General features: G+C 62.5%; 19 protein-coding genes. 12 read left to right on the forward strand and 7 right to left on the reverse strand.

Features of this window, described 5'->3' with window-relative positions:
• Nucleotides 1–37: 37 nt before the first annotated feature.
• Together hisH and hisB are read right to left on the reverse strand one after the other, a co-directional pair.
• Nucleotides 38–667, reverse strand: coding sequence for an imidazole glycerol phosphate synthase subunit HisH (hisH, locus tag HGI46_RS00985; protein WP_346766654.1), 630 nt, complete (start codon nt 665–667; stop codon nt 38–40).
• Nucleotides 660–1,253, reverse strand: coding sequence for an imidazoleglycerol-phosphate dehydratase HisB (gene hisB, locus HGI46_RS00990; protein ID WP_118072183.1), 594 nt, complete (start codon nt 1,251–1,253; stop codon nt 660–662). The genes hisH and hisB overlap by 8 nt, the downstream gene beginning before the upstream one ends.
• 86 nt (nt 1,254–1,339) lie before the next feature.
• On the opposite strand from hisB, the gene HGI46_RS00995 reads away from it, so the two are divergent.
• Genes HGI46_RS00995 through gmk form a run of 3 tightly spaced genes read left to right on the forward strand, consistent with a single transcriptional unit; the run spans nt 1,340 to nt 2,964 of the window.
• Nucleotides 1,340–1,837, forward strand: coding sequence for a ClpXP protease specificity-enhancing factor SspB (locus HGI46_RS00995; RefSeq protein WP_062342268.1), 498 nt, complete (start codon nt 1,340–1,342; stop codon nt 1,835–1,837).
• Between the two features lie 32 nt (nt 1,838–1,869).
• Entirely contained in the window at nt 1,870–2,262 is a 393-nt protein-coding gene (locus tag HGI46_RS01000; protein ID WP_168902756.1) for a hypothetical protein, read from the forward strand.
• A gap of 51 nt (nt 2,263–2,313) precedes the next feature.
• The gene (gene gmk / locus HGI46_RS01005) at nt 2,314–2,964 is read left to right on the forward strand and encodes a guanylate kinase (protein ID WP_168902757.1); all 651 of its coding nucleotides are present in this window, start codon (nt 2,314–2,316) and stop codon (nt 2,962–2,964) included.
• Between the two features lie 51 nt (nt 2,965–3,015).
• Here the strand turns inward: gmk and HGI46_RS01010 are convergent, their stop codons facing one another.
• The 3 genes from HGI46_RS01010 to HGI46_RS01020 all read right to left on the reverse strand — a co-directional run bounded on the left by HGI46_RS01010 (nt 3,016) and on the right by HGI46_RS01020 (nt 6,255).
• The gene (locus tag HGI46_RS01010; protein ID WP_168902758.1) at nt 3,016–3,819 is read right to left on the reverse strand and encodes an SDR family oxidoreductase; all 804 of its coding nucleotides are present in this window, start codon (nt 3,817–3,819) and stop codon (nt 3,016–3,018) included.
• Nucleotides 3,820–3,951: 132 nt separating this feature from the next.
• Nucleotides 3,952–5,091, reverse strand: a complete 1,140-nt coding sequence (locus tag HGI46_RS01015; protein ID WP_168902759.1) for an acyl-CoA dehydrogenase family protein — start codon at nt 5,089–5,091, stop codon at nt 3,952–3,954.
• Between the two features lie 3 nt (nt 5,092–5,094).
• Complete coding sequence (locus HGI46_RS01020) at nt 5,095–6,255, reverse strand: acyl-CoA dehydrogenase family protein (RefSeq protein WP_168902760.1); 1,161 nt, start codon at nt 6,253–6,255, stop codon at nt 5,095–5,097.
• 193 nt (nt 6,256–6,448) lie between these two features.
• On the opposite strand from HGI46_RS01020, the gene HGI46_RS01025 reads away from it, so the two are divergent.
• The 6 genes from HGI46_RS01025 to HGI46_RS01050 all read left to right on the forward strand — a co-directional run bounded on the left by HGI46_RS01025 (nt 6,449) and on the right by HGI46_RS01050 (nt 12,695).
• Nucleotides 6,449–7,297 (forward strand): SDR family NAD(P)-dependent oxidoreductase, encoded by an 849-nt coding sequence (locus HGI46_RS01025; RefSeq protein WP_168902761.1) that lies wholly within the window; start codon nt 6,449–6,451, stop codon nt 7,295–7,297.
• Nucleotides 7,294–8,721: an MFS transporter gene (locus HGI46_RS01030; protein WP_168902762.1), complete on the forward strand. Its 1,428-nt coding sequence runs from the start codon at nt 7,294–7,296 to the stop codon at nt 8,719–8,721. The genes HGI46_RS01025 and HGI46_RS01030 overlap by 4 nt, the downstream gene beginning before the upstream one ends.
• A 105-nt stretch (nt 8,722–8,826) precedes the next feature.
• Nucleotides 8,827–10,119 (forward strand): acyl-CoA dehydrogenase family protein, encoded by a 1,293-nt coding sequence (locus HGI46_RS01035; RefSeq protein ID WP_168902763.1) that lies wholly within the window; start codon nt 8,827–8,829, stop codon nt 10,117–10,119.
• 11 nt (nt 10,120–10,130) lie between these two features.
• Nucleotides 10,131–11,219: a Zn-dependent alcohol dehydrogenase gene (locus HGI46_RS01040; RefSeq protein WP_118072192.1), complete on the forward strand. Its 1,089-nt coding sequence runs from the start codon at nt 10,131–10,133 to the stop codon at nt 11,217–11,219.
• Between the two features lie 11 nt (nt 11,220–11,230).
• Nucleotides 11,231–12,292 carry a phosphotransferase family protein gene (locus HGI46_RS01045; protein ID WP_168902764.1) on the forward strand — a complete coding sequence of 354 codons (1,062 nt, stop codon included), beginning with the start codon at nt 11,231–11,233 and terminating at the stop codon, nt 12,290–12,292.
• Nucleotides 12,293–12,305: 13 nt separating this feature from the next.
• A complete protein-coding gene (locus HGI46_RS01050; protein ID WP_168902765.1) occupies nt 12,306–12,695 on the forward strand; it encodes a reverse transcriptase-like protein in 390 nt (129 codons plus the stop codon).
• Between the two features lie 62 nt (nt 12,696–12,757).
• Here HGI46_RS01050 and HGI46_RS01055 read toward each other — a convergent pair whose 3' ends face one another.
• A complete protein-coding gene (locus HGI46_RS01055; protein WP_168902766.1) occupies nt 12,758–14,131 on the reverse strand; it encodes a 3-deoxy-7-phosphoheptulonate synthase class II in 1,374 nt (457 codons plus the stop codon).
• 211 nt (nt 14,132–14,342) lie between these two features.
• Here HGI46_RS01055 and HGI46_RS01060 point away from each other — a divergent pair, with 211 nt between their 5' ends.
• From HGI46_RS01060 to HGI46_RS01070, 3 genes are read left to right on the forward strand one after another with little or no spacing between them, the layout of a single operon-like run.
• A complete protein-coding gene (locus HGI46_RS01060; protein ID WP_168903091.1) occupies nt 14,343–16,286 on the forward strand; it encodes a Tad domain-containing protein in 1,944 nt (647 codons plus the stop codon).
• Nucleotides 16,283–16,867, forward strand: coding sequence for a TadE/TadG family type IV pilus assembly protein (locus HGI46_RS01065; RefSeq protein WP_118072196.1), 585 nt, complete (start codon nt 16,283–16,285; stop codon nt 16,865–16,867). Before HGI46_RS01060 ends, HGI46_RS01065 begins: the two co-directional genes overlap by 4 nt.
• Nucleotides 16,864–17,502, forward strand: a complete 639-nt coding sequence (locus tag HGI46_RS01070) for a pilus assembly protein TadE (protein ID WP_168902767.1) — start codon at nt 16,864–16,866, stop codon at nt 17,500–17,502. Before HGI46_RS01065 ends, HGI46_RS01070 begins: the two co-directional genes overlap by 4 nt.
• A gap of 20 nt (nt 17,503–17,522) precedes the next feature.
• On the opposite strand, the gene HGI46_RS01075 is transcribed toward HGI46_RS01070, so the two are convergent.
• Nucleotides 17,523–20,414, reverse strand: coding sequence for a M16 family metallopeptidase (locus HGI46_RS01075; protein WP_168903092.1), 2,892 nt, complete (start codon nt 20,412–20,414; stop codon nt 17,523–17,525).
• Between the last annotated feature and the right edge of the window lie 42 nt (nt 20,415–20,456).

A 20,456-nucleotide genomic window follows, 5' to 3' on the forward strand; every position in this document is an offset into this window, starting at 1 on the left:
GCCCGGGTGCGCGTTACAGTTCCCTCAGGCTAACCGGTCAAGGCTTCCATTCAAGGAAGCGGGCGAGCAGCGAGAGGCCGTAGGACTGGCTCTTTTCCGGGTGGAACTGCACGCCAAGGATATTGTCGCGCGCCACCGCCGCGACGATACCGCCGCCGTGATCGCTCATTGCCGCTATGTGCGCGCCCTCCTCGGGGACGAAGTGGTAGGAGTGGAGGAAATAGGCCTCGCCCGGTTCGAGCAGTTCGGCACCGCCCTGATGCGCCATCGGAGCGACGTCGTTCCAGCCCATGTGCGGCACCTTGATCGACGGGTCGGCCGGCTCGATCACGCGCACTTCGCCGCCGATCCAGCCAAGGCCGTCGGTCGTGCCGAACTCGATGCCGCGATCGGCGAGAAGCTGCATGCCGACGCAGATGCCGAGGAAGGGGGCGCCGCCGACGAGGACGCGCTCTTCCATCGCTTCGACCAGGCCGGGTACGGAGGACAACGCCGAGATACAGGCACGGAATGCACCGACGCCGGGAAGCACGATTCGGTCCGCAGCGCGGATGACGCTGGGATCGGACGTCACCACGACGCCTTCTGCACCCGCAGCCTTCAGCGCATTGGCAACCGAGCGGAGATTGCCCGCGCCGTAATCGACCAGCGCGAGGGTATCAGCCACCGAGGATGCCCTTGGTCGAAGGCACGGCATCGGCCTTGCGCGGATCGATGGTGATCGCCTGGCGCATGGCGCGGGCAAAGCCCTTGTAGATGCCTTCGATGATGTGGTGGTTGTTCGAGCCGTAGAGGCTTTCGATGTGCAGCGTGATGCCGGCCGCCTGGCTGATCGACTGGAACCAGTGCTCGAACAGCTCGGTGTCCATCTCGCCCAAGCGAGGCTGCGTAAAGGCAGCCTTCCAGATCAGCACCGGACGGCCCGAAATGTCGAGCGCGACGCGGCTCAGTGCCTCGTCCATCGGCGAATAAGTGTGGCCGTAGCGGGTGATGCCCTTCTTGTCGCCCAGTGCCTGGGAGATGGCCTGGCCCAGCGCAATGGCGCTGTCCTCGGTGGTGTGGTGCTGGTCGACGTGGAGATCGCCCTTCACCCGGCATTCGATGTCGATCAGCGAGTGGCGGCTGAACTGCTCGATCATGTGATCGAGGAAGCCGATGCCCGTTTCCACCTTGTAGGTGCCGGTGCCATCGAGGTTCACCGACACGGCAATGTCGGTTTCCTCGGTCTTTCGCGTGATCGATCCGGTGCGCATGGGAAAGCGCCTATACGCCGCTCCGGTTTAGAATCAATGTCCGTCCCCACTTGACCCGAACGGCCGGGGAGGTCAGTTGTGGCGGCATGAGCGATGCACCTGACAGCCTGATCCCCTACGACGAAATCGTGCAGGAGGCGCTGCGCGCCGTGGTCGGCAGGGTGCTGGGCGAAGTTGCTGCCGGCGGCGGGATGCTGCCGGGCACCCACCACTTCTACATCACCTTCAAGACCGGCGCTCCCGGCGTGGACATTCCGCAGCGTCTGCGCGAGCGTTTCCCCGACGAGATGACGATCGTGCTGCAGAACAAGTTCTGGGACCTCAAGGTCGAGGCAGATCAGTTCAGCGTTGGCCTTTCGTTCAACCAGATTCCTTCGACCCTGGTGATTCCGTTCTCGGCCATCACCGCATTCGTTGATCCGGCAGTCGATTTCGGCCTGCAATTCCAGGCTGTTGTCGATGACGAGGCCGAACCGGTTGAGCCGGCCGAGAATGATTCGCCGGAACAAGCCGACACGCCTGCCGTTGAGCGGACCGAGGACGGGTCGAACGTCGTCACGGTGGATTTCGGCAAGAAGAAGTAAGGGGCTCTGCCCCGCTGACAGAGGGCAAGGGCATGGCGAAGAAGGGCAAGAAACTGGCCGATGCGGCAAAGGACGCCGCTGACAAGGTGCCTGCTCCCAGCCCCAACCCGATGACCAACCTGATTCTGGCGGATATCGCCCTGCGTGCCGGTGGTTCGCTGCTGCGCCGTGGCGTCGAGAAAGGCCTGATCGGGACGAAGATGGGTTCGAAAAAAGCGGGCCGCGTTATCCAGGGACGCACGATGATGCAAACCCTGGTCGGCACTGCCATTGCCCGCGTCGCCACACGCTCTGTGCCCGGCGCGATCGTTGTCGGTGGCGGCCTGCTGGCCAAGACCCTCTATGACCGCCGTCGCAGCAGAACCGCCGAGGCAGCAGGCGAAGCTGCAATCGAGGAACAGGCCGAGCGCGGCAAGAAGAGCTGAGCGGAACCATCCCCACTTGACCATGCGGGAAGCGATGCGCCACTAGCGCACATGGTTCACGAGTCCCAAGACGACGACACCCTGCACCGCCGGGGCCTCATGCTCATCCTGTCCTCGCCCTCCGGCGCCGGCAAGACGACGATCGCGCGCAAGCTTCTGGCCGAGGACAACGAGATCGCTGCGTCGGTCTCGGTCACTACGCGCCCGATGCGTCCCGGGGAAGTCGAGGGCAAGGACTACTACTTCGTCGACAAGGTCGAGTTCGACCGCATGGTCGAGGCCAACGAGTTCTACGAATGGGCGGTGGTCTTCGGCAACTGCTACGGCACGCCCAAGGCACATATTCGTGACCGGCTAAAAGCCGGAGGAGACGTGCTGTTCGATATCGACTGGCAAGGCACCCAGCAGCTTTACCAGAAGGCGCAAGCAGATGTGGTGCGCGTGTTCATCCTGCCGCCGAGCCTTGAAGAGCTGCGCCGCCGCCTGACCGGGCGCGGTACCGACACGGCCGAAGTGATCGCGGCGCGGATGGACCGGGCCCAGGCCGAGATCAGCCACTGGGACGGTTACGACTACGTGGTGATCAACGACGATGTCGAAGGCTGCTTTGACAAGGTCCGCGAGATCCTGGCCGCCGAGCGCATGAAGCGGACGCGCCAGACCGGACTGATCGACTTTGTGCGCGGACTCATGCGCGGCTGAACTGGTAACGGTGCCCCCGCATGTACGAGGGCACCCCAGAAATTTGCCCGATCAGTGACCTGACGGATCGATTGCATTGTCCGGGATCCAGCCGTTGACGATGCCGCCATCGATCGGCAGCGGCGTTCCAACGACATAGTCGCCCGCGCGGCTGGCGAGGAAGATTGCGCCACCTGCCATATCTTCGATCGTGCCGATCCGTTTGGAGGGAATGCCCTTGGCGGAGGCTTCGGGGTTCTTGGCCGCGGCCTTGTTCATTTCCGACGGGAATGCGCCGGGGCAAATGCAGCTCGCGACGATCTGGTCCTTGATCAGGCGGGCGGCCATGCGGCGGGTCAGATGGATCAGCGCCGACTTCGAAGCCTGATAGCTGTAGGTCTCCCACGGATTGACACGCAGGCCATCGACTGAGGCGATATTGATGACTTTCGCTGGCTGCTCCTTGCTGGCGGCAGCCTTGAGCAGACCGTGCAGCTTCTGCGTCAGGAAGAACGGGGTCTTGACGTTGAGGTCCATGACCTTGTCCCAGCCCACTTCCGGAAAGTCCTCGAAGTCCGCGCCCCACGCAGCACCGGCGTTGTTTACGAGGATGTCGAGCTTGCTTTCGCGGGCGGCGAGGTCGGCCGCGAGCTGCTCGATGCCGGCGACATTCGAGATGTCACCGGGAAGCGCGATGCACTTCTCGCCGAGGCGGGCGGCAGTTTCCTCGACCACGGCGGCCTTGCGGGCGGTGATGTAGACGCGCTCGCACCCGGCAGCGATGAAGCCTTCGGCAATCATCTCGCCGATCCCGCGCGAACCACCGGTGACGACCGCGACGCGGCCCTCAAGGCTGAAGAGCTTGCTGAAATCCATGTATTGTTCCCTTCCGGCCTGTTCGGGGGCCGTTCTGCCTGTGTCCTTCGACAGGCTCAGGACGAGCGGATCTGGAATTCTACCCGATTCCGCTCATGCTGAGCTTGTCGAAGCATCACGCACTACATCAGATCAATAGCCGCTGAGCTGGGCCACGCGTTCGGCGTGGTAGTACTGGTCGCCCATGAACTCGGCGAGCGAACGGTCGCGCTTCATGTATAGGCCGATGTCGTATTCGTCGGTCATGCCTACGCCGCCGTGCATCTGCACGCCTTCGCGCACCGAGAGGTTGCAGGCCTTGGCAGCCTTCGCCTTGGCGACGGAAACCATGAGGTCTGCTTTCTCCGAATTGCCATCGAGCAGCTGCTGCGCCTTGATGACCGCGGCTTCGGCGATCTCCAGTTCGGAATAGAGGTGCGCGGCGCGGTGCTGCAGCGCCTGGAACTCACCGATCAGCTGGCCGAACTGCTTGCGCGTCTTGAGGTAGGCGGTGGTGATGTCGAATGCGCCCTGCCCTACGCCGGTCAGTTCAGCGGCAGCGCCGATGCGGCCGGCGCGGATAACCTTGTTCAGCAATTCGCGCCCACCATCGACTTCGCCGATCACGCAATCGCCGTCGAGCTCGACATTGTCGAACGTGACGTTGCTGGCCATCGCGCTGTCGACCAGACGCAGGTTCTCGTGAGTCACGCCTGCGGCATCCTTCGGCACCGCGAACAGCGTGATGCCGTCGTTGTCGGTATCGCTGCCCGAGGTGCGCGCAGCGACGATGATTGCGTCAGCCGATGCGCCCTGCACCACGAACGCCTTGCGCCCCTGCAGGCGGAAACCGTTGCCGGCCTTCTCGGCCTTGCAGGCAATGCGTTCGGGGCGGTGCTTCGGGCCTTCATCGACCGCCACGGCCAGCACGCTGTCACCTGCGATCACACCGGGGAGCCAGCGGCCGCGCAGTTCCTCCGAGCCTCCCGAAAGCGCGGTCACGCCCATGACCGAGGTGGTCAGGAACGGCGACGGCGTAAGGTTGCGACCGATTTCGCGCAGGACGATGCCCGCCTCGACGTGGCCCATGGCAAGGCCACCATCAGCCTCGGTGGCAAGCATGCCGGTGAGGCCCATTTCGGCAAACTGCTTCCAGAGGGCGTGGCCGAAGCCATCCTGGCAGTTCATGTCGCGATAGTGGCGCAGCTGCTTCTTGATGCCGCCTTCATCGGCCATGAAGCCGGTGACGCTCTCGGCCAGCATGGCCTGATCTTCGGTGTGGTAAAGGGGCATAGATCAGGCTCCCGGCAGTTCGAGGATGCGTTTGGCGACAACGTTGAGCATGACTTCGCTGGTGCCGCCCTCGATCGAGTTGGCCTTGGTGCGCAGCCACGAGCGCGACGGCGAACCGCCATTGGTACGCTCGCTCTCCCATTCAAGCGCGGTTGCCCCGCCTGCCGACATCAGCAGTTCGTGGCGACGCTTGTTCAGTTCCGTGCCGGCGTACTTCATCATGTTGGGCTGTGCGGGATGGGCACGGCCGACCTTGGCCTCATCGAGGAACTTCTCGCCCATGCAGGCATAGGCCAGCGCATCGACGTCGAACATGGCGAGGTCTGCGCGCAGGATCGGGTCTTCGAGACCATTGCGGGCAACGACAGCGCCAATGGCGTTGAGGCGGTCACCGCCGCCGGCGCCCGAGATCATCTCGCGCTCGTGACCGAGCAGATACTTTGCGACATCCCAGCCGCGGTTCAGCTCGCCGACAATCTGGTTCTTCGGCACGACGACGTTATCGAAGAAGGTTTCGCAGAACGGCGAGTTGCCGCTGATCAGCTTGATCGGCTTGGTCGTCACGCCCGGGGTGGTCATGTCGAACAGCAGGAAGCTGATGCCCTGGTACTTGTTGGTCTTGTCGGTCCGGACGAGGCAGAAGATCCAGTCGGCCTTGTCCGCGTAGGACGTCCAGATCTTCTGGCCGTTGACGACCCAGTGATCGCCCTTGTCCTCGCCGAAAGTCTGCAAGCTGACGAGGTCCGAGCCCGAGCCGGGTTCGGAGTAGCCCTGGCACCAGCGGATTTCACCGCGGGCGATCTGGTTGAGGTAGTGAACCTTCTGCTCTTCCGTGCCGAACTTCAGCAGCGCGGGGCCGAGCATCCAGATGCCGAAGCTGGACAGCGGCGGACGCGCGCCGATGCGGGCGCATTCCTCGCGCCAGATCTTCGCTTCGGCCGGAGACATGCCGGCGCCGCCATAGGGCTTGGGCCAGTCGGGCACGGTATAGCCCTTGGCGGCGCAGCGCTCCATCCAGGTCTTCTGCGCTTCGTTCTTGAACTTGAAGTTGCGTCCGCCCCAGCAGACGTCGCCCTCGTCACGGGCGGGTTCACGCATTTCGGCAGGGCAGTTCTCTTCAAGCCATGCGCGGATTTCCGCGCGGAAAGCATCAAGGTCTGACATGGTTATGCTCCTCTCTTAATCGGAAGGTTAAGGCGAGTCGCGATGGTCTGGCAAGCGCGGATTTGCGGCACCTTTCCTGCGCTTTGGGGCAAATCGTGCATGCCGTAGCGTAAACCCCATCGCCATTGACGGACGGTCTTTCGCGCCTAAGCTGACGTAAACGTAAAACGACATAAAAACGCTGGAGAGAGGGATGCGATTCAACGGCAAGACGGTCGTCGTGACCGGCGCAGCTTCGGGAATCGGACGGGCGACCACCATCGCCTTCGCGGCCGAGGGGGCGACGGTCTACGCGGCGGACATCGACGAGGCCGGCCTCCTGGCGACGGCGAGCGCATCCAATGGCAAAGTCGTGACTGCCCGCTGCGACGTCACGCGTTGCGAGGACATCAAGGCCCTGATGGACCGTGCTGCCGCAGAAACTGGCGGCATCGACTCGGTCTTCAATAATGCCGGCGCTGGCGGAGACCGCGCCCCGATCGACGAGATCGAGCCCGAAGGCTGGGACCGGACGATGGACCTGCTGCTTCGCTCCGTCGCGTTCGGCATCCGCTACGCCGTACCACACATGATCGGACGCAAGGGCGCGTCGTTCGTCAACACGTCCAGCGTGGCCGCGGTCGGCCCGGGCTACTCTCCCACCGCCTATGCAGTCGCCAAGGCTGGCGTCCTGCACCTGACCAAGGTCGCCGCGGCAGACCTCGCCAAACACCAGATCCGGGTGAACGCAGTCCAGCCGGGCTTCATCAACACCAATATCTTCACCGCTTCGCTGGAGATGCCGGCCGAGATGGAGGCGCAGGCCAAGGGCGCGATTGCCGCAATGTCGCAGCAGGCGCAGCCCGTGGCGCGGGGCGGGCAGCCTGACGACATTGCGCAGGCCGTGCTGTTCCTTGCCAGTGAGGCGGCGGGATTTGTTACAGGCACATCGCTGATTGTCGACGGCGGGATCACCATCGGGCCGCGTCATAGCTGGGACCCGAATATGCCGGGCCTGTTCGACGCGCTTCAGCAGATGGTCGACAGCGGAAAGGCTGCATGATCCCGATCGAAGGTCGCGTGCCGACCCGGCTCGCCTTGGCGAACGGGTTGGGCAGTGTCGCCTATGGCGTGAAGGACAACGGCTTCGCCACGTTCCTCTTGCTCTTCTATAACCAAGTGCTCGGCATGGATGCGAGGCTGGTCAGCCTTGCCCTGCTGATAGCGCTGGTCTTCGACGGACTGATCGACCCGATCGTCGGGCATTTCAGCGACCGTACGCGCACGGCCTGGGGGCGTCGCCTTCCGTTTCTCTACATCGCCCCGATCCCTCTCGGGTTCGCATGGATCTTCCTGTGGTCACCCATTGGCGAGCCGAGCTTCCTGATGCTGCTGCTCTCGGCAATCATGGTCCGGGCGCTGGTTGCCATGTGCGAAGTGCCTTCGGCAGCGCTGGTGGCGGAGATCAGCCGGGACTATGACGAGCGCACGCGCCTAACGCGCTTCCGCTTCCTGTTCTCGTGGGGCGGCGGGCTGCTGATGCTGCTGCTTGCCTACGGGGTATTCCTGCCAGATGCGATGCTGGCTCGGGAGGGCTACCGCAATTACGGGCTGTTCGGCGCAGGACTTATGGTCACCTGCGTCCTCGTCTCGGCAATCGGGCAGCATCGCGCGGTGGCAGCGTGGCCGCCTGAGCGTGAGGCCAGCGGCAAGAGCGCCTTCGCCTCGTTGGGGGAGATCCGGGAAAGCTTTTCCCACCCTGCATGCCTCATCGTGATGGCCGGGATTGCCGCTGCACTTACAGCGCAAGGCATCACCTTTGCGCTATCAAACTACCTCTACCTATACGTCTGGAAATTTACCCCCACTGCATTGCAGGCATTTCCATTTCTGCTTTTCGCCAGCGTCGTGGGTGCCTCGATGCTGGTCGGGCGGGCACAGAAGCGCTGGGGCAAGGCCGGAACGGTGATGCGGATGGCCCCGATCGGCATGGTGTTCTGGGCCGGACCACTGATGTTGCGCTGGCTCGGCCTTTGGGCACCTGATGGAACGACCGCATCGCTTGGCATGATGTTCGCCTGTACCTTGCTGTCCAACACCTTCACCGTGACCGGCACGATGACCTTGTGGTCGATGGTCGCCGACGTGGTGGAGGCATCCGAGGAGCAGACCGGGCGACGATCCGAAGGGACGCTTTCGGCGGGCGCGTTCCTTGCCTCGAAGTGTGCGGGCGGACTGGGCGTGTTCATCACCGGCCTATTGCTCAGCTATGCCGGGCTTGAGGCGAACACAGCGCCGGATGCCGTCCTGCCGGAAGTCACCCACCGCCTGAGCCTCGCCTATGTCGCGAGCATTGCGGCTCTCGCCGGGCTCACAGCTTTCGTCGTGCGGCACTTCCCGATCGACCGCGCAGCGCATGAGGCGCGTCTGGCGCGGCTCGATCAGGTGGCAAAGGCCGACCCCGATGCGGCGGGCCTTCACCCCTGACGATGAAATGACCTTGATCAACGACATGACTTAATCGGTCACTTAATTTTCGCTTGAATTCGCACATGGCCCGATGGACAGTGCCGGGCAACCAAGGAGAGGCTCATGGATTTCGAACCGACCGACCGCCAGAAGTACTGGCGTGACCGCGTCCGCCAGTTCATCGAGGACAACGTCCGCCCGCGCTATAAAGACTACAAGGCCGAACAGGCGACGGGTGACCGCTGGAAGGTGCTGCAGACGGTCGAGCAGGAGAAGGCCAAGGCCAAGGCTGCCGGAATCTGGAATCTGTTCATGCCGCCGCGCAATGGCGGTCACCATCACGTCGAGGAAAGCTTCGAGTTCGAAGGCCCGGGCTTGACCAACCTTGAATATGCGCTCTGCGCCGAAGAAATGGGCCGCATCGGCTGGGCCAGCGAAGTGTTCAACTGCTCGGCACCCGATACCGGGAATATGGAAGTGTTCCATCGCTACGGCACGCTGGAGCAGAAGGAGCGGTGGCTGCGCCCATTGATGAACGGCGAGATTCGCTCCGCCTTCCTGATGACCGAGCCGGCAGTGGCCTCGTCGGATGCGACCAATATCGAAACCTCGATCCGCCGCGAGGGCGACGAATATGTGATCAATGGCCGCAAGTGGTGGTCGTCGGGCGTGGGCGATCCGCGGTGCAAGATCGCGATCGTCATGGGGAAGACCGACTTCGAGGCCAAGCGTCACCAGCAGCAGTCAATGATTTTGATGCCGCTCGATGCGCCCGGCGTTGAGATCGTTCGTCACCTGCCCGTCTTCGGCTATGACGACGCGCCGCATGGCCACATGGAGGTGGTGATGAAGGACGTGCGTGTGCCGGCGTCCAACATTCTCCTTGGCGAAGGACGAGGCTTCGAAATTGCGCAAGGGCGCCTCGGGCCGGGCCGCATCCATCACTGCATGCGCACCATCGGCGTGGCCGAGGAGGCGATTGCCAAGATGGCCAAGCGCCTGCAATCGCGCGTGGCGTTCGGCAAGCGCGTGGCTGATCAATCGATCTGGGAATGGCGCATCGCGCAGGCTCGCATCGACATCGAGATGACCCGCCTGCTCTGCCTCAAGGCGGCGGACATGATGGACAAGGTCGGCAACAAGTCGGCGGCGCTGGAAATTGCGATGATCAAGGTCCAGGCACCGAACATGGCATTGCGGATCATTGACGATGCGATCCAGGCCCATGGTGGCGGCGGCGTCTCGGAAGACTTCGGTCTTGCAGAAGCCTATGCCCACCAGCGCACCTTGCGACTGGCCGACGGACCCGACGAAGTTCATGCCCGCGCCATCGCCCGTATCGAGTTTGCCCGCCATTCGGAATTGCCCTCAGGCGACCGAGGCTTCAGCTCGGGCGATCTGGGCGTGGCTCGGTAAGGAGAGAGAAGATGAAAGCCGCCGTACTCGTCGAACCGGGCAAACCGCTCGAAATCCAGGACCTGACTGTTTCCAAGCCGGGTCCGCATGAAGTGCTGATCCGCACGGCGGCCTGCGGGCTGTGTCATTCGGACCTGCACTTCATCGAGGGCGCCTATCCGCATCCGCTCCCGGCCGTACCGGGACATGAGGCGGCGGGCATCGTCGAGGCGGTCGGTTCGGAAGTGCGGACCGTGAAGGTGGGTGACGCAGTCGTCACCTGCCTCTCGGCCTTCTGCGGCCATTGCGAGTTCTGCGTGACCGGGCGAATGTCGCTGTGCCTTGGGGCCGACACCCGGCGCGGGGCTGGCGCGCCCCCGCGCCTCACCCGGACCGACGATGGCAGCACTGTGAACCAGATGCTGAACCTCTCGGCATTTGCCGAGCAGATGCTGGTGCACGAACACGCCTGCGTTGCGATCAACCCGGAGATGCCGCTCGATCGGGCGGCGGTAATCGGTTGCGCGGTGACGACTGGGGCTGGCGCGGTGTTCAATGCGGCAAAGCTCACGCCGGGCGAGACGATTTGCGTGGTCGGCTGTGGCGGCGTGGGTCTGGCCACCATCAACGCGGCCAAGATCGCCGGTGCCGGGCGTATCATTGCGGTCGATCCGATGCCGGAGAAGCGCGAGCTGGCGAAAAAGCTCGGCGCGACGGACGCGCTCGATGCCGGACCCGACGCGGCCAAGGAAATCGTCGAGATGACCAAGGGCGGCGTTCACCATGCGATTGAAGCGGTTGGGCGCCCGGCCTCTGGCGACCTTGCGGTTGCGGCGTTGCGGCGCGGCGGGACGGCGACGATCCTCGGCATGATGCCACTCAATCACAAGGTCGGCCTTTCGGCGATGGACCTGCTGTCGGATAAGAAGCTGCAGGGCGCCATCATGGGCGGCAATCACTTCCCGGTGGATCTGCCGCGTCTTGTTGATTTCTACATGCGCGGGCTTCTCGATCTCGACACCATCATTGCCGAACGCATTCCGCTGGAAGGCATCAACGACGGGTTCGAGAAGATGAAGCAGGGTCATTCCGCCCGCTCGGTCATCGTGTTCGACCAATGAGCGGGGCGGTGATGGACGCGCAGGCAGCGTTTACGGGGACGGTTGTGCCCGAGGGCGCCGACAAGCTGGACGAGGCGAGCCTGACCCGCTGGTTCGAGGAAAGCGTGGCGGGCTTTCAAGGCCCGCTTACGGTCTCGAAATTCAAGGGCGGGCAATCGAACCCGACCTATAAGATCGACAGTCCTTCTGGACCCTACGTGCTTCGGCGCAAGCCCTTCGGCAAGCTGCTGCCTTCCGCCCATGCGGTGGACCGCGAATACAAGGTTCAGGCGGGACTTTCAGGAACCGGCTTCCCGGTCGCTCGCCAGTACGGGCTATGCACTGACGACAGCGTCATCGGGTCGTGGTTCTATGTCATGGGCTGCGTTGACGGACGGACGATCTGGGACGGCGCAATGCCAAGCGCCACGCCCGAGTTCCGGCGCGCGACTTACGACGCCATGGTCGATACGCTTGCCGCACTGCATTCGGTCGATATCGAGAAGGCCGGCCTTTCCGACTTCGGCAAGCCGGGCAATTACTTCGGTCGGCAAGTCGATCGCTGGACCAAGCAGTATCGCCTCTCGGAAACCGAGACGATGCCCGAGATGGAGCGGCTGATCGAATGGCTGCCCGCTACGCTCCCCGAGCAGACGCGAACCAGCGTTGTCCATGGCGATTACCGCATCGACAACATGATCTTCCATCCCACACAAGCCAAGGTCGTCGCGGTGCTCGATTGGGAGCTTTCCACGCTGGGGGATCCGCTCGCCGACTTCACCTATTTCTGCACGGCCTGGGTGCAGGACAACGGCGGGCGATCGGGCGTGCAGGACCTCGATCGCAAGGCGCTGGGCATACCCGAACTTGATGAAGTGGTGGCACGGTATTGCGAAAAAACCGGGCGTGACGGTTTGCCCGGGCTCGACTGGTATGTTGCCTACAACTTCTTCAGGCTGGCCGGCATCATCCAGGGAATCAAGAAGCGGGTGATCGACGGTACGGCCTCAAGCGCTCACGCCAAGGCGATGTCGGAAAGAGTTCGCCCGCTGGCAGAACTGGCCTTGAGCTTTGCGGTGAAGGCCGGGGCCTGATACCGGCCCGTCCATGGCAGATCAGAAGCGTCTCAAGGTCTATTTCGATGGCGGATGCCGGCCTAATCCAGGCCCGATCGAGGTGGCTGCGGTGTTGCGCGGAACGGCCCATGTGCGGACTGACTTGGGCAGCGGGACGAATGGCGATGCCGAATGGCTGGCGCTTATCCATGCGCTTGAAGTGGCGCAGGCCAGCGGCGACACTCCGTTTGATCTGTTGGGAGACAGCCGTTCGGTGATCGAACAGGCCAATGGCCGCGCGAAAGCGGCGTCGCCTGCGGACCGGAAGCATCTGGAGCGCTTCCGGCAATTGGCTGAAGCGGATCCCCCCGCCCGCGTTCGATGGGTCAAGCGTGAGCAAAACCTTGCAGGCATCGCCTTGAATGCCAGGCACCCGCGCTAGGCAAAGAAAAAGCCCCGGAGGCAGTACCTCCGGGGCCGTGATCTTCTAGCTTGGCAAGAACGTCAGGCTGCTTCGGCCTTCGCCCCTTCCCGCTCGGCATTCAGTGCCTCGGCCAGCAGGAATGCCAGTTCGATCGACTGTGCTGCATTCAGACGCGGATCGCAGTGGGTGTGATAGCGATCGGCAAGGCCTTCCTGCGTGATCGCCACGGCACCACCGGTGCACTCGGTCACGTCCTGCCCGGTCATCTCGATGTGGATGCCGCCCGCATGGGTGCCTTCGGCGCGGTGGACGGCAAAGAAGCCCTTCACCTCGGTCAGGATGCGGTCGAACGGGCGGGTCTTGTAGCCGTTGTCGGCCTTGATGACGTTGCCATGCATCGGATCGCACGACCACACCACCGGATGGCCTTCGCGCTTCACGGCGCGCACCAACGGAGCGAGCCCTGCCTCGACCTTGTCGTGGCCGAAGCGGCTGATCAGCGTCATCCGGCCAGCTTCGCGCGAGGGATTGAGCGTATCGAGCATGCGCAGGAGCGCATCGGCGCTGAGCGAAGGACCGCACTTCATGCCGATCGGATTGTTGACGCCGCGCAGGTACTCGACGTGAGCCGAACCTTCGAAACGCGTGCGATCGCCGATCCACAGCATGTGGGCGCTGGTGTCATACCATTCGCCAGTCAGCGAATCCTGCCGGGTCATCGCCTCTTCGTAAGCCAGCAGCAGCGCTTCGTGGCTGGTGTAGAAGCTGGTGCCCTGAAGCTGGGGCACGGTGCGCGGATCGACACCGCAGGCTTCCATGAAGTCCAGCGCTTCGCCGATCTTGTCGGCCATCTCGCGGAACTTGGTGCCCCACGGGCTCTTGCCGATGTGGTCCAACGTCCATTGGTGGACCTGGCGCAGGTTGGCGTAACCGCCGCCGGCAAAGGCTCGCAGCAGGTTGAGCGTTGCCGCCGCCTGGCTGTAGGCCCGCAGCATGCGCTCGGGATCGGGAATGCGCGATTCCGGCGTGAAGTCGATGCCGTTGATGTTGTCGCCAAGGTAGCTCGGCAGTTCCACGTCACCGATTTTCTCGACCGGAGAGGAGCGCGGCTTGGCGAACTGTCCGGCCATGCGACCGACCTTCACCACCGGCTGCTTGCTGGCGAAAGTCAGCACGACCGCCATCTGCAGCAGCACGCGGAACGTGTCGCGAATGTTGTTCGGATGGAACTCGGCAAAGCTCTCGGCGCAGTCGCCGCCCTGCAGCAGGAAACCCTTGCCTGCGGCCACTTGCGCGAGGTCGGCCTTCAGTGCGCGCGCTTCGCCAGCAAAGACCAGCGGCGGAAAGCTCGTCAGGGTCTTCTCGACCTCGTTCAGCTTTTCGGCATCGGGATAGACCGGCAGATGCCGACCTTCAAACCCGCGCCACGAATCCGCAGTCCAGTTCTGTGCCACTTTCCATTCCTTTCAAGAGGCGCGCCCATACGCCCCCTGCGCAAGAAAAGCAAAGGAAGGCTTGCTCTCACAGCAATCGATCATCGCGATCACGCGCAAGGCCATCGCCAGGGGCAGGCGCATAGGGAATTTACCTTAGTCACCTCATCAGGATGTCTTGGTGGACGGGCGGTTAACCGTGCAGATCCCACCAAAGGTCGTTCGTTTTCCCATGCTTGCCCTTCGCCGCCTTCTGATTCTACTGGCCCGAAGCCGCGGAGGGAACATCCTGCCTCTCTCGGCCATGGCAATCTTTGCCGTGGCTGCACTGATCGGCGGCGCCATCGACATAAGCCGCGCCTGGCGCACCCAGACCAGACTGCAGGCGGCTTGCGACGCAGGAGTGCTGGCCGGTCGCCGCGCCGTCACCACCAACGGTTTCGATGCCACAGCAAAGGCGCAGGCGGACAATTACTTCTTCGCGAACTTCGACGAGACCCACCAAGGTTCGCGGGACACGAGCTTCGAACCAACGTCAGCGGACAAAGGCGGCACCATCGACGCCGTGGCGACAACTACACTTCCGCCCCTGATGATGCAGATCTTCGGCTTTCAGGGTTTCGATCTGAGCGTCAGTTGCACGGCCTCGATGGGCGTGGGCAACAGCGACATCATGATGGTCCTGGATACCACCGGGTCCATGAGTTCGCTTCTGGCAGGCAGCACGCAGACGCGAATCGAAGCGCTGCGCGCTGCAATGAAGAACTTCTACGCCACGGTCGAGAACGCCCTGTCAGGCACAAACGCTCGCGTGCGCTATGGATTTGTGCCGTACAGTTCTTCAGTCAATGTCGGAAGGCTGCTACTCGACCTGGACCCGTCATATCTCGTCGACAACTGGACGATCCAGTCTCGCAAGGCGATCTACCGAACCGTGCAGACATTGAGCGGCTACGGCACGCCGGTCAGCGGGAGTCCGACAACCACGACGACCCTGCCAACCTACTCATTATGGGCAAACTACGGCTCCAACGTCTATCTGCTGTCAACGTCGTGCAACAGCGCCAAGCCGGCTGATACCGCTTGGACCAATTCGGGCAGTGCCACCTCCACCTCGACGACGACCACGAACTCATCCGGCCAACAGGTCGTGACGACCGTCGTGACCCAGCCACAGACGGCGACGTTCTATCAATGCGCCTGGCAGATCCTGAATTTCAGGATCCAGTCACGCACGGGCTCACGCAACTCCGTGACAACGACGACCACAACGGCCGACCCCATCTATACAAGCTCGCAAGTCTTTGATCATTGGGAATATCGCCCGTGGAATTATGACACGAGCCGGTTCAAGTATTTCGAAGCAGTCTCCACACCAACTGGCGAGAACGGCGCGTCCGTTTCGTCAACGTGGAAAGGGTGCATCGAGGAACGCGCAACCGTATCCGAGCCAAGCTTCACGTGGTCATCGCTGGGAGGCTTCAACCCGGCCGGCGCTCTCGACCTCGAAATCGATTCCGCCCCTGACAGTACGGCTTCCACCAAGTGGGCGCCCATGTGGCCCGATGTCGCCTACATACGCACGGTGAACTACAACGGCGTCGATTACATGAACAGCACGGTGCCATCTCCCACCGGTCTGAAGGCGTCGTCCTACTGTCCGACCGCTGCAAAGCTCCTCTCCACGATGAGCAAGGCGGCGTTCGCCCAATACGCCGATTCACTTGTGCCGGAGGGGGCGACCTATCACGATATCGGTCTGGTCTGGGGCGCCCGCCTCGCCTCGCCCGATGGTCTCTGGTCAAACCTTGTTCGCGACGCGCCCACAAACGGCGGCGAAGTCTCTCGCCATCTGATCTTCATGACCGATGGTGAAATGGCTCCCAGCTACTCCATCCAGTCGGCCTGGGGCATCGAATACCATGATCGTCGCGTAACGGACGACGGCTACAACGAAGACGCTGCGCGCCATAATTCACGGTTTCTCGCCCTTTGCGAAGCCGTGAAGGCGAAAGGCATCCGCATTTGGGTCATCGCGTTTGCACAGGCCATGACGACCGAACTCCAGACATGCGCCTCAAGTTCGAGTGCCTTCACGGCAGCCAACGCAAACCAGTTGGACGCGGCTTTCCAGTCTATCGCCAAGCAGGTCGGCGAACTGCGGGTAGTGCAATGACATTCGCGCAGCTCTGCAAAAATGAAGATGGCGCAACAATCGTCGAATTCGCGATTGTCGTGCCCCTTTTCCTGTTGCTGCTCATCGGCATCATGGACATCGGGCAGATGGTCTATGGCAAGTCGGTCCTCACCGGCGCCGTCCACCGTGCCGCACGCGATTCCTCGTTGGAAACCCGCAATACCAGCGAAGCCGACGCGTCGGTACTCGATGCGATCCGCCCAGTCCTTCCTGGTGTAAACATCAAGACGAGCCGGACCAGCTACTACGACTTTGCCGACGTCGGCCGGGCTGAAAAATGGAATGACAATAATGCCAATGGCGTGTGCGACGCCGGCGAGACATTTACCGACGAAAACCGCAATGGTCAGTGGGACCAGGATGTCGGGCAGAAGGAAAGCGCCGGTTCGGCCAATGACGTCGTCGTCTACAAGGTGACAGCAACATTCAAACCCGTGTTCCAGGTGCCCTTCATGCCGAAACTGTGGTCGGAACGAACCCTTTCGGCGACTGCAGTGACAAAGAACCAGCCGTTCGGCAACCAGACGGGCTATGGTGCCACGGCCGGGAGCTGCCCATGAAGCTGCTGGAAAGACTGCTCAACCGACAAGATGGGGTATCGACCATCGAGTTCGCTCTGGTTGTGCCAGTATTCATGATTCTGGGAATGTACGGGGCCGAAATTGCTTGGCTCAACGCCGCCTCGATGGAGGCAAGCCAGGTTGCTCTGGCACTTGCTGACAATGCTTCGCGTCTCGGCCAGACCGACAACAGCGGCGTGACTCCCACCATTACCAGCAACGATGTGCAGTCGGTCCTTACAGGCGCGCTGGAGGAAGGCTCTGACATCGGTCTCGCCGAGAACGGCCGGGTGATCCTGTCGAGCCTTGAAGTCCATCCGGTGACTGGCAAACAATACATCCACTGGCAAAAGTGCATGGGTCAGGGCAAGCAGGCCTCTGCCCATGGAAAGCCCGATCAGACCGGAAGCGCCTTGTCTGAAATAGCATCGGGCATCTCCCTGGGCGGGAGAAAGATCACGTCATCCAGCAATAGCGCAGTCATGTCAGCCGAAGTCTGGTACGAATACCATGGCCTGTTCGGAACGATGTTCGTCCAGCCGATCACGATACACGAACAGGCAGCCATCATCGTTCGCGACGACCGAAATGTCGGCCCTGGCCTCAGCGGTACGAACAACAAGATCGATTGCTGAGGCCGTCCGGAGACTTTTCCTCAGCGCTTTTCCGGGACGACCTCCAGGCGCCAGCTCTTGTCCGCTCGCAGGTATTTCTGCGCCAGAGCTTGCATTCGCTCAGGCGTTGTCTGGCTGTAATCGTTGAGGATCGTGCGGATTGCAGCGATCTTGCGCGGATCGTAGGCCGCCCCTTCCAGCTGGAACATGTAGAAGCCGTTGCCGGTACTGGCGCGCGTAATCAATTGCTTGAGCGGCTCGGTGACCCGGCTGATCTCGTCTGCTGAAGGCGGCGTGGCAGCAAGTTCAGCCGCGATCTTGTCGACAGACGCAAAGAAGGTGTCGAAATCTCCCGGTCGCAACTGGACCATCGCCGAGACGTACCCGCCCGATGGCAGGTCCAGAGGCCAGCTTGAGCCGACCTGTGGCGCATAGCTCGCTCCCACCTTTTCGCGCATCGCGTCGAACAGGCGGTTGTTGAAGATCTGCGCCAGGATTTCGAGCTGGCGACTTTCGCGCACCCCGGCCTGCCCGCCCCCGGTTGGCCATGCCACCACGGCTGCGGCCTGCGAGGGATCGCCGCGATGGGTCAGAACCAGCGGTTCGGGGTTATGTGCCGGGATATTCGGAGCAAGTGTCGGCGCCACTGTCGGAGTGCGGACGGGCAAAGCGCCGAAAGTCTTTTCCAGAGCGGCCAATGCCTGTTCGCGCGTGAAATCGCCGAACATGTCGATCTCGATCGGTCCTTCCGAAAGCAGCGGCTCCCATGTCTTGCGGAAGCCCTCCGGAGTTACCTTCTCCAGTTCGGCCGGGTTTGGCGTGGCGTAGCGCGGGTCTCCATCGCGCAACAGCCAGTTGAGATCACGATTGAGCACCGCATTGGGAGCCGAATTGTAGCTTTCGTATTGGAGCTTTGCCGCAGCCTTGGCTCGCAACACCGGATTGGCGTCCCAACGCGGCATGCCCAGCTTGGCGGCCATGAGATAGAGCTGATCGGCAAGGTCCGCCGGGCGCGTGTCGGCCGAGAGCACGAATGCCGTGTCGTCGATGTTGAAATCGAGGCTCAGCTTGCGGCCCGTTGCCAGACGGTCCAGATCATCCCGCCCGAGCGCGCCAATGCCGCTGTCCATCAGCGCCATCTCGCCGATCGGGCCATAAACCGCATCCTGAGGTTGGATCGCGGAGTACCCGCCGCCAAACCGGGCCTTGATGATGATCCGACCGGGCTCGGCATCGTTGGGCCACAGCAGAACGCGGACACCGTTGGAGAGTTCTACCTGCTCGATGCCGAGCAACCCGATGGGTCGCGCGCTGGCGACGGTTCCGGGTGTGCCGACTGGCGGAAGGTCCGAAAACTTGAGGGCATTTGCCGCCACGCGGCTTTCCGAGGCTGCCTTGACAGGTGCAGTCAATGCGGCGCGCAGGGAGGCCTCGTCAGCCTCCCCTGCCTTGGGCGTGATCATCATCGGGCGGACCACGGTTCCCTTGAACAGGGCCCGGGTATGATCAAGCACGGCTTGCGGCTTGAACAAGGGGATGGAACGCCTGAAAATGTCGTAGACGGTGTCCGGGTTGGCCACCGTCTCGCGAATATCGACGGCGTTGACGATATCGTCAGCCGCCTTGGACCCGGCAATGGTGGACTGCGTTTCGACCGAGACCTTGAAGGCGACTTCAAATTCCGCAACTTCGCGATCAATCTCTGCCTGGGACGGCGGCGTGGCCAAGGCATCGGCAATGACTGCACGCACGTCTGTTACCGCAGATTTCCAGTCCTCGCTCAATGGCGTGACCGTCACGATCGTGGCGTCGGCCGATCGCGAAAGCTCCTGCTTCATCTCGTCCACGGATGCCACCAAGTAGCTCCCGCCACCGCGCGCCCGTGCCTCGAGCCGGCGATTGATCAAAGCCAGCGCAAGGCGATCAATCATCAGACCCTGGTTGTAGGCGATGGTGTCGTTGACCTTGGTCCACGGACGCAGGATCGCCCAGTTCACAAGTCGTGGAAGGTCCGGCTCGACCAGTACCTTCGCCTCGCCAACCGGGTTCTTTGGATCAATTCCGGTCGGCGCGATCGGCTTGCCGAAATCGGGCTGCAACGGCTTCTTACCAGAGACCTGCCACCCGCCGAACCACTGCTCGATCCGCGCGACCAGTGCTGCCGGATCAGCGTCTCCCGCCACAACGATCACGGTATTGTCGGGGCGGTACCACTTGTCATGAAAGGCCTTTACCCCTGCCGCATCGGCTGCTTCGAGAGTCTCTACAGTGCCGATCGGGCTGCGCGCGGCCAGAAGCTGGCCCTTGAAGAACAGCCCCCGCGTTGCGTCCAGCACCCGCGACTGCGCGCTCGTGCGTTCGCGCATTTCGGCAAGGACGATCGGAACCTCGGTCTTGACGCCGCGATCGGTAAAGATCGGCGCAGTGATCATGCCCGACAGCAGCTTGAATGTTTCATCCAGCTTAGGTGCCGTAGCATTGGGAATGTCCAGCTTGTAAACCGTCTGCGTCGGGCTGGTCTCGGCGTTGGTATCGCTGCCGAAGGTGGCGCCCAACCGCTGCCACGTGGGAATCGTCTCACCTTCCTTGAGATACTTCGATTCGCGGAAGGTCAGATGTTCGATCAGGTGGGCATAACCGCGCTGCGGCTCGGTTTCGTACATCGAGCCCGCGTCCACCAAAACGCGGATCGATACCTGCTCGGGCGGAACACCACTGTGACGGACTGCGTAACGGATACCATTCGGCAGAATGCCGAAGGTCCAGGCCTTGTCCTGCGGAACATCCGAACCCTTGTAGAGCCACGGCACGTTGGACTTCGTCGCCATGGCCGGAGCCTTGGCGGGGACCTCGGCGACCACGGGGGCCGCCGAAACCAGCAGGAGGGATAGAAACAGGCCGAAGCGCCGGGGGCGCGTGTTACGGGATCGCATCACCCGACTATAGGAAGCCTTCTTATGAAGGACCAGTGAATA

The sequence above is a fragment of the Novosphingobium sp. ERW19 genome, from assembly GCF_012641315.1.
Taxonomy (GTDB): domain Bacteria; phylum Pseudomonadota; class Alphaproteobacteria; order Sphingomonadales; family Sphingomonadaceae; genus Novosphingobium.

Excerpts from the sequence above, each read along its gene's own strand:
- HGI46_RS01025 (WP_168902761.1), top strand. The coding sequence starts at position 6,449 with ATGCGATTCAACGGCAAGACGGTCGTCGTGACCGGCGCAGCTTCGGGA.
- gmk (WP_168902757.1), top strand. The coding sequence starts at position 2,314 with ATGGTTCACGAGTCCCAAGACGACGACACCCTGCACCGCCGGGGCCTC.
- HGI46_RS01065 (WP_118072196.1), top strand. The coding sequence starts at position 16,283 with ATGACATTCGCGCAGCTCTGCAAAAATGAAGATGGCGCAACAATCGTC.
- HGI46_RS01075 (WP_168903092.1), bottom strand. The coding sequence starts at position 20,414 with ATGCGATCCCGTAACACGCGCCCCCGGCGCTTCGGCCTGTTTCTATCC.
- HGI46_RS00995 (WP_062342268.1), top strand. The coding sequence starts at position 1,340 with ATGAGCGATGCACCTGACAGCCTGATCCCCTACGACGAAATCGTGCAG.
- HGI46_RS01060 (WP_168903091.1), top strand. The coding sequence starts at position 14,343 with ATGCTTGCCCTTCGCCGCCTTCTGATTCTACTGGCCCGAAGCCGCGGA.
- HGI46_RS01050 (WP_168902765.1), top strand. The coding sequence starts at position 12,306 with ATGGCAGATCAGAAGCGTCTCAAGGTCTATTTCGATGGCGGATGCCGG.
- HGI46_RS01020 (WP_168902760.1), bottom strand. The coding sequence starts at position 6,255 with ATGTCAGACCTTGATGCTTTCCGCGCGGAAATCCGCGCATGGCTTGAA.
- HGI46_RS01070 (WP_168902767.1), top strand. The coding sequence starts at position 16,864 with ATGAAGCTGCTGGAAAGACTGCTCAACCGACAAGATGGGGTATCGACC.
- HGI46_RS01000 (WP_168902756.1), top strand. The coding sequence starts at position 1,870 with ATGGCGAAGAAGGGCAAGAAACTGGCCGATGCGGCAAAGGACGCCGCT.
- HGI46_RS01010 (WP_168902758.1), bottom strand. The coding sequence starts at position 3,819 with ATGGATTTCAGCAAGCTCTTCAGCCTTGAGGGCCGCGTCGCGGTCGTC.
- HGI46_RS01045 (WP_168902764.1), top strand. The coding sequence starts at position 11,231 with ATGGACGCGCAGGCAGCGTTTACGGGGACGGTTGTGCCCGAGGGCGCC.
- HGI46_RS01035 (WP_168902763.1), top strand. The coding sequence starts at position 8,827 with ATGGATTTCGAACCGACCGACCGCCAGAAGTACTGGCGTGACCGCGTC.
- HGI46_RS01015 (WP_168902759.1), bottom strand. The coding sequence starts at position 5,091 with ATGCCCCTTTACCACACCGAAGATCAGGCCATGCTGGCCGAGAGCGTC.
- HGI46_RS01030 (WP_168902762.1), top strand. The coding sequence starts at position 7,294 with ATGATCCCGATCGAAGGTCGCGTGCCGACCCGGCTCGCCTTGGCGAAC.
- HGI46_RS01040 (WP_118072192.1), top strand. The coding sequence starts at position 10,131 with ATGAAAGCCGCCGTACTCGTCGAACCGGGCAAACCGCTCGAAATCCAG.
- hisB (WP_118072183.1), bottom strand. The coding sequence starts at position 1,253 with ATGCGCACCGGATCGATCACGCGAAAGACCGAGGAAACCGACATTGCC.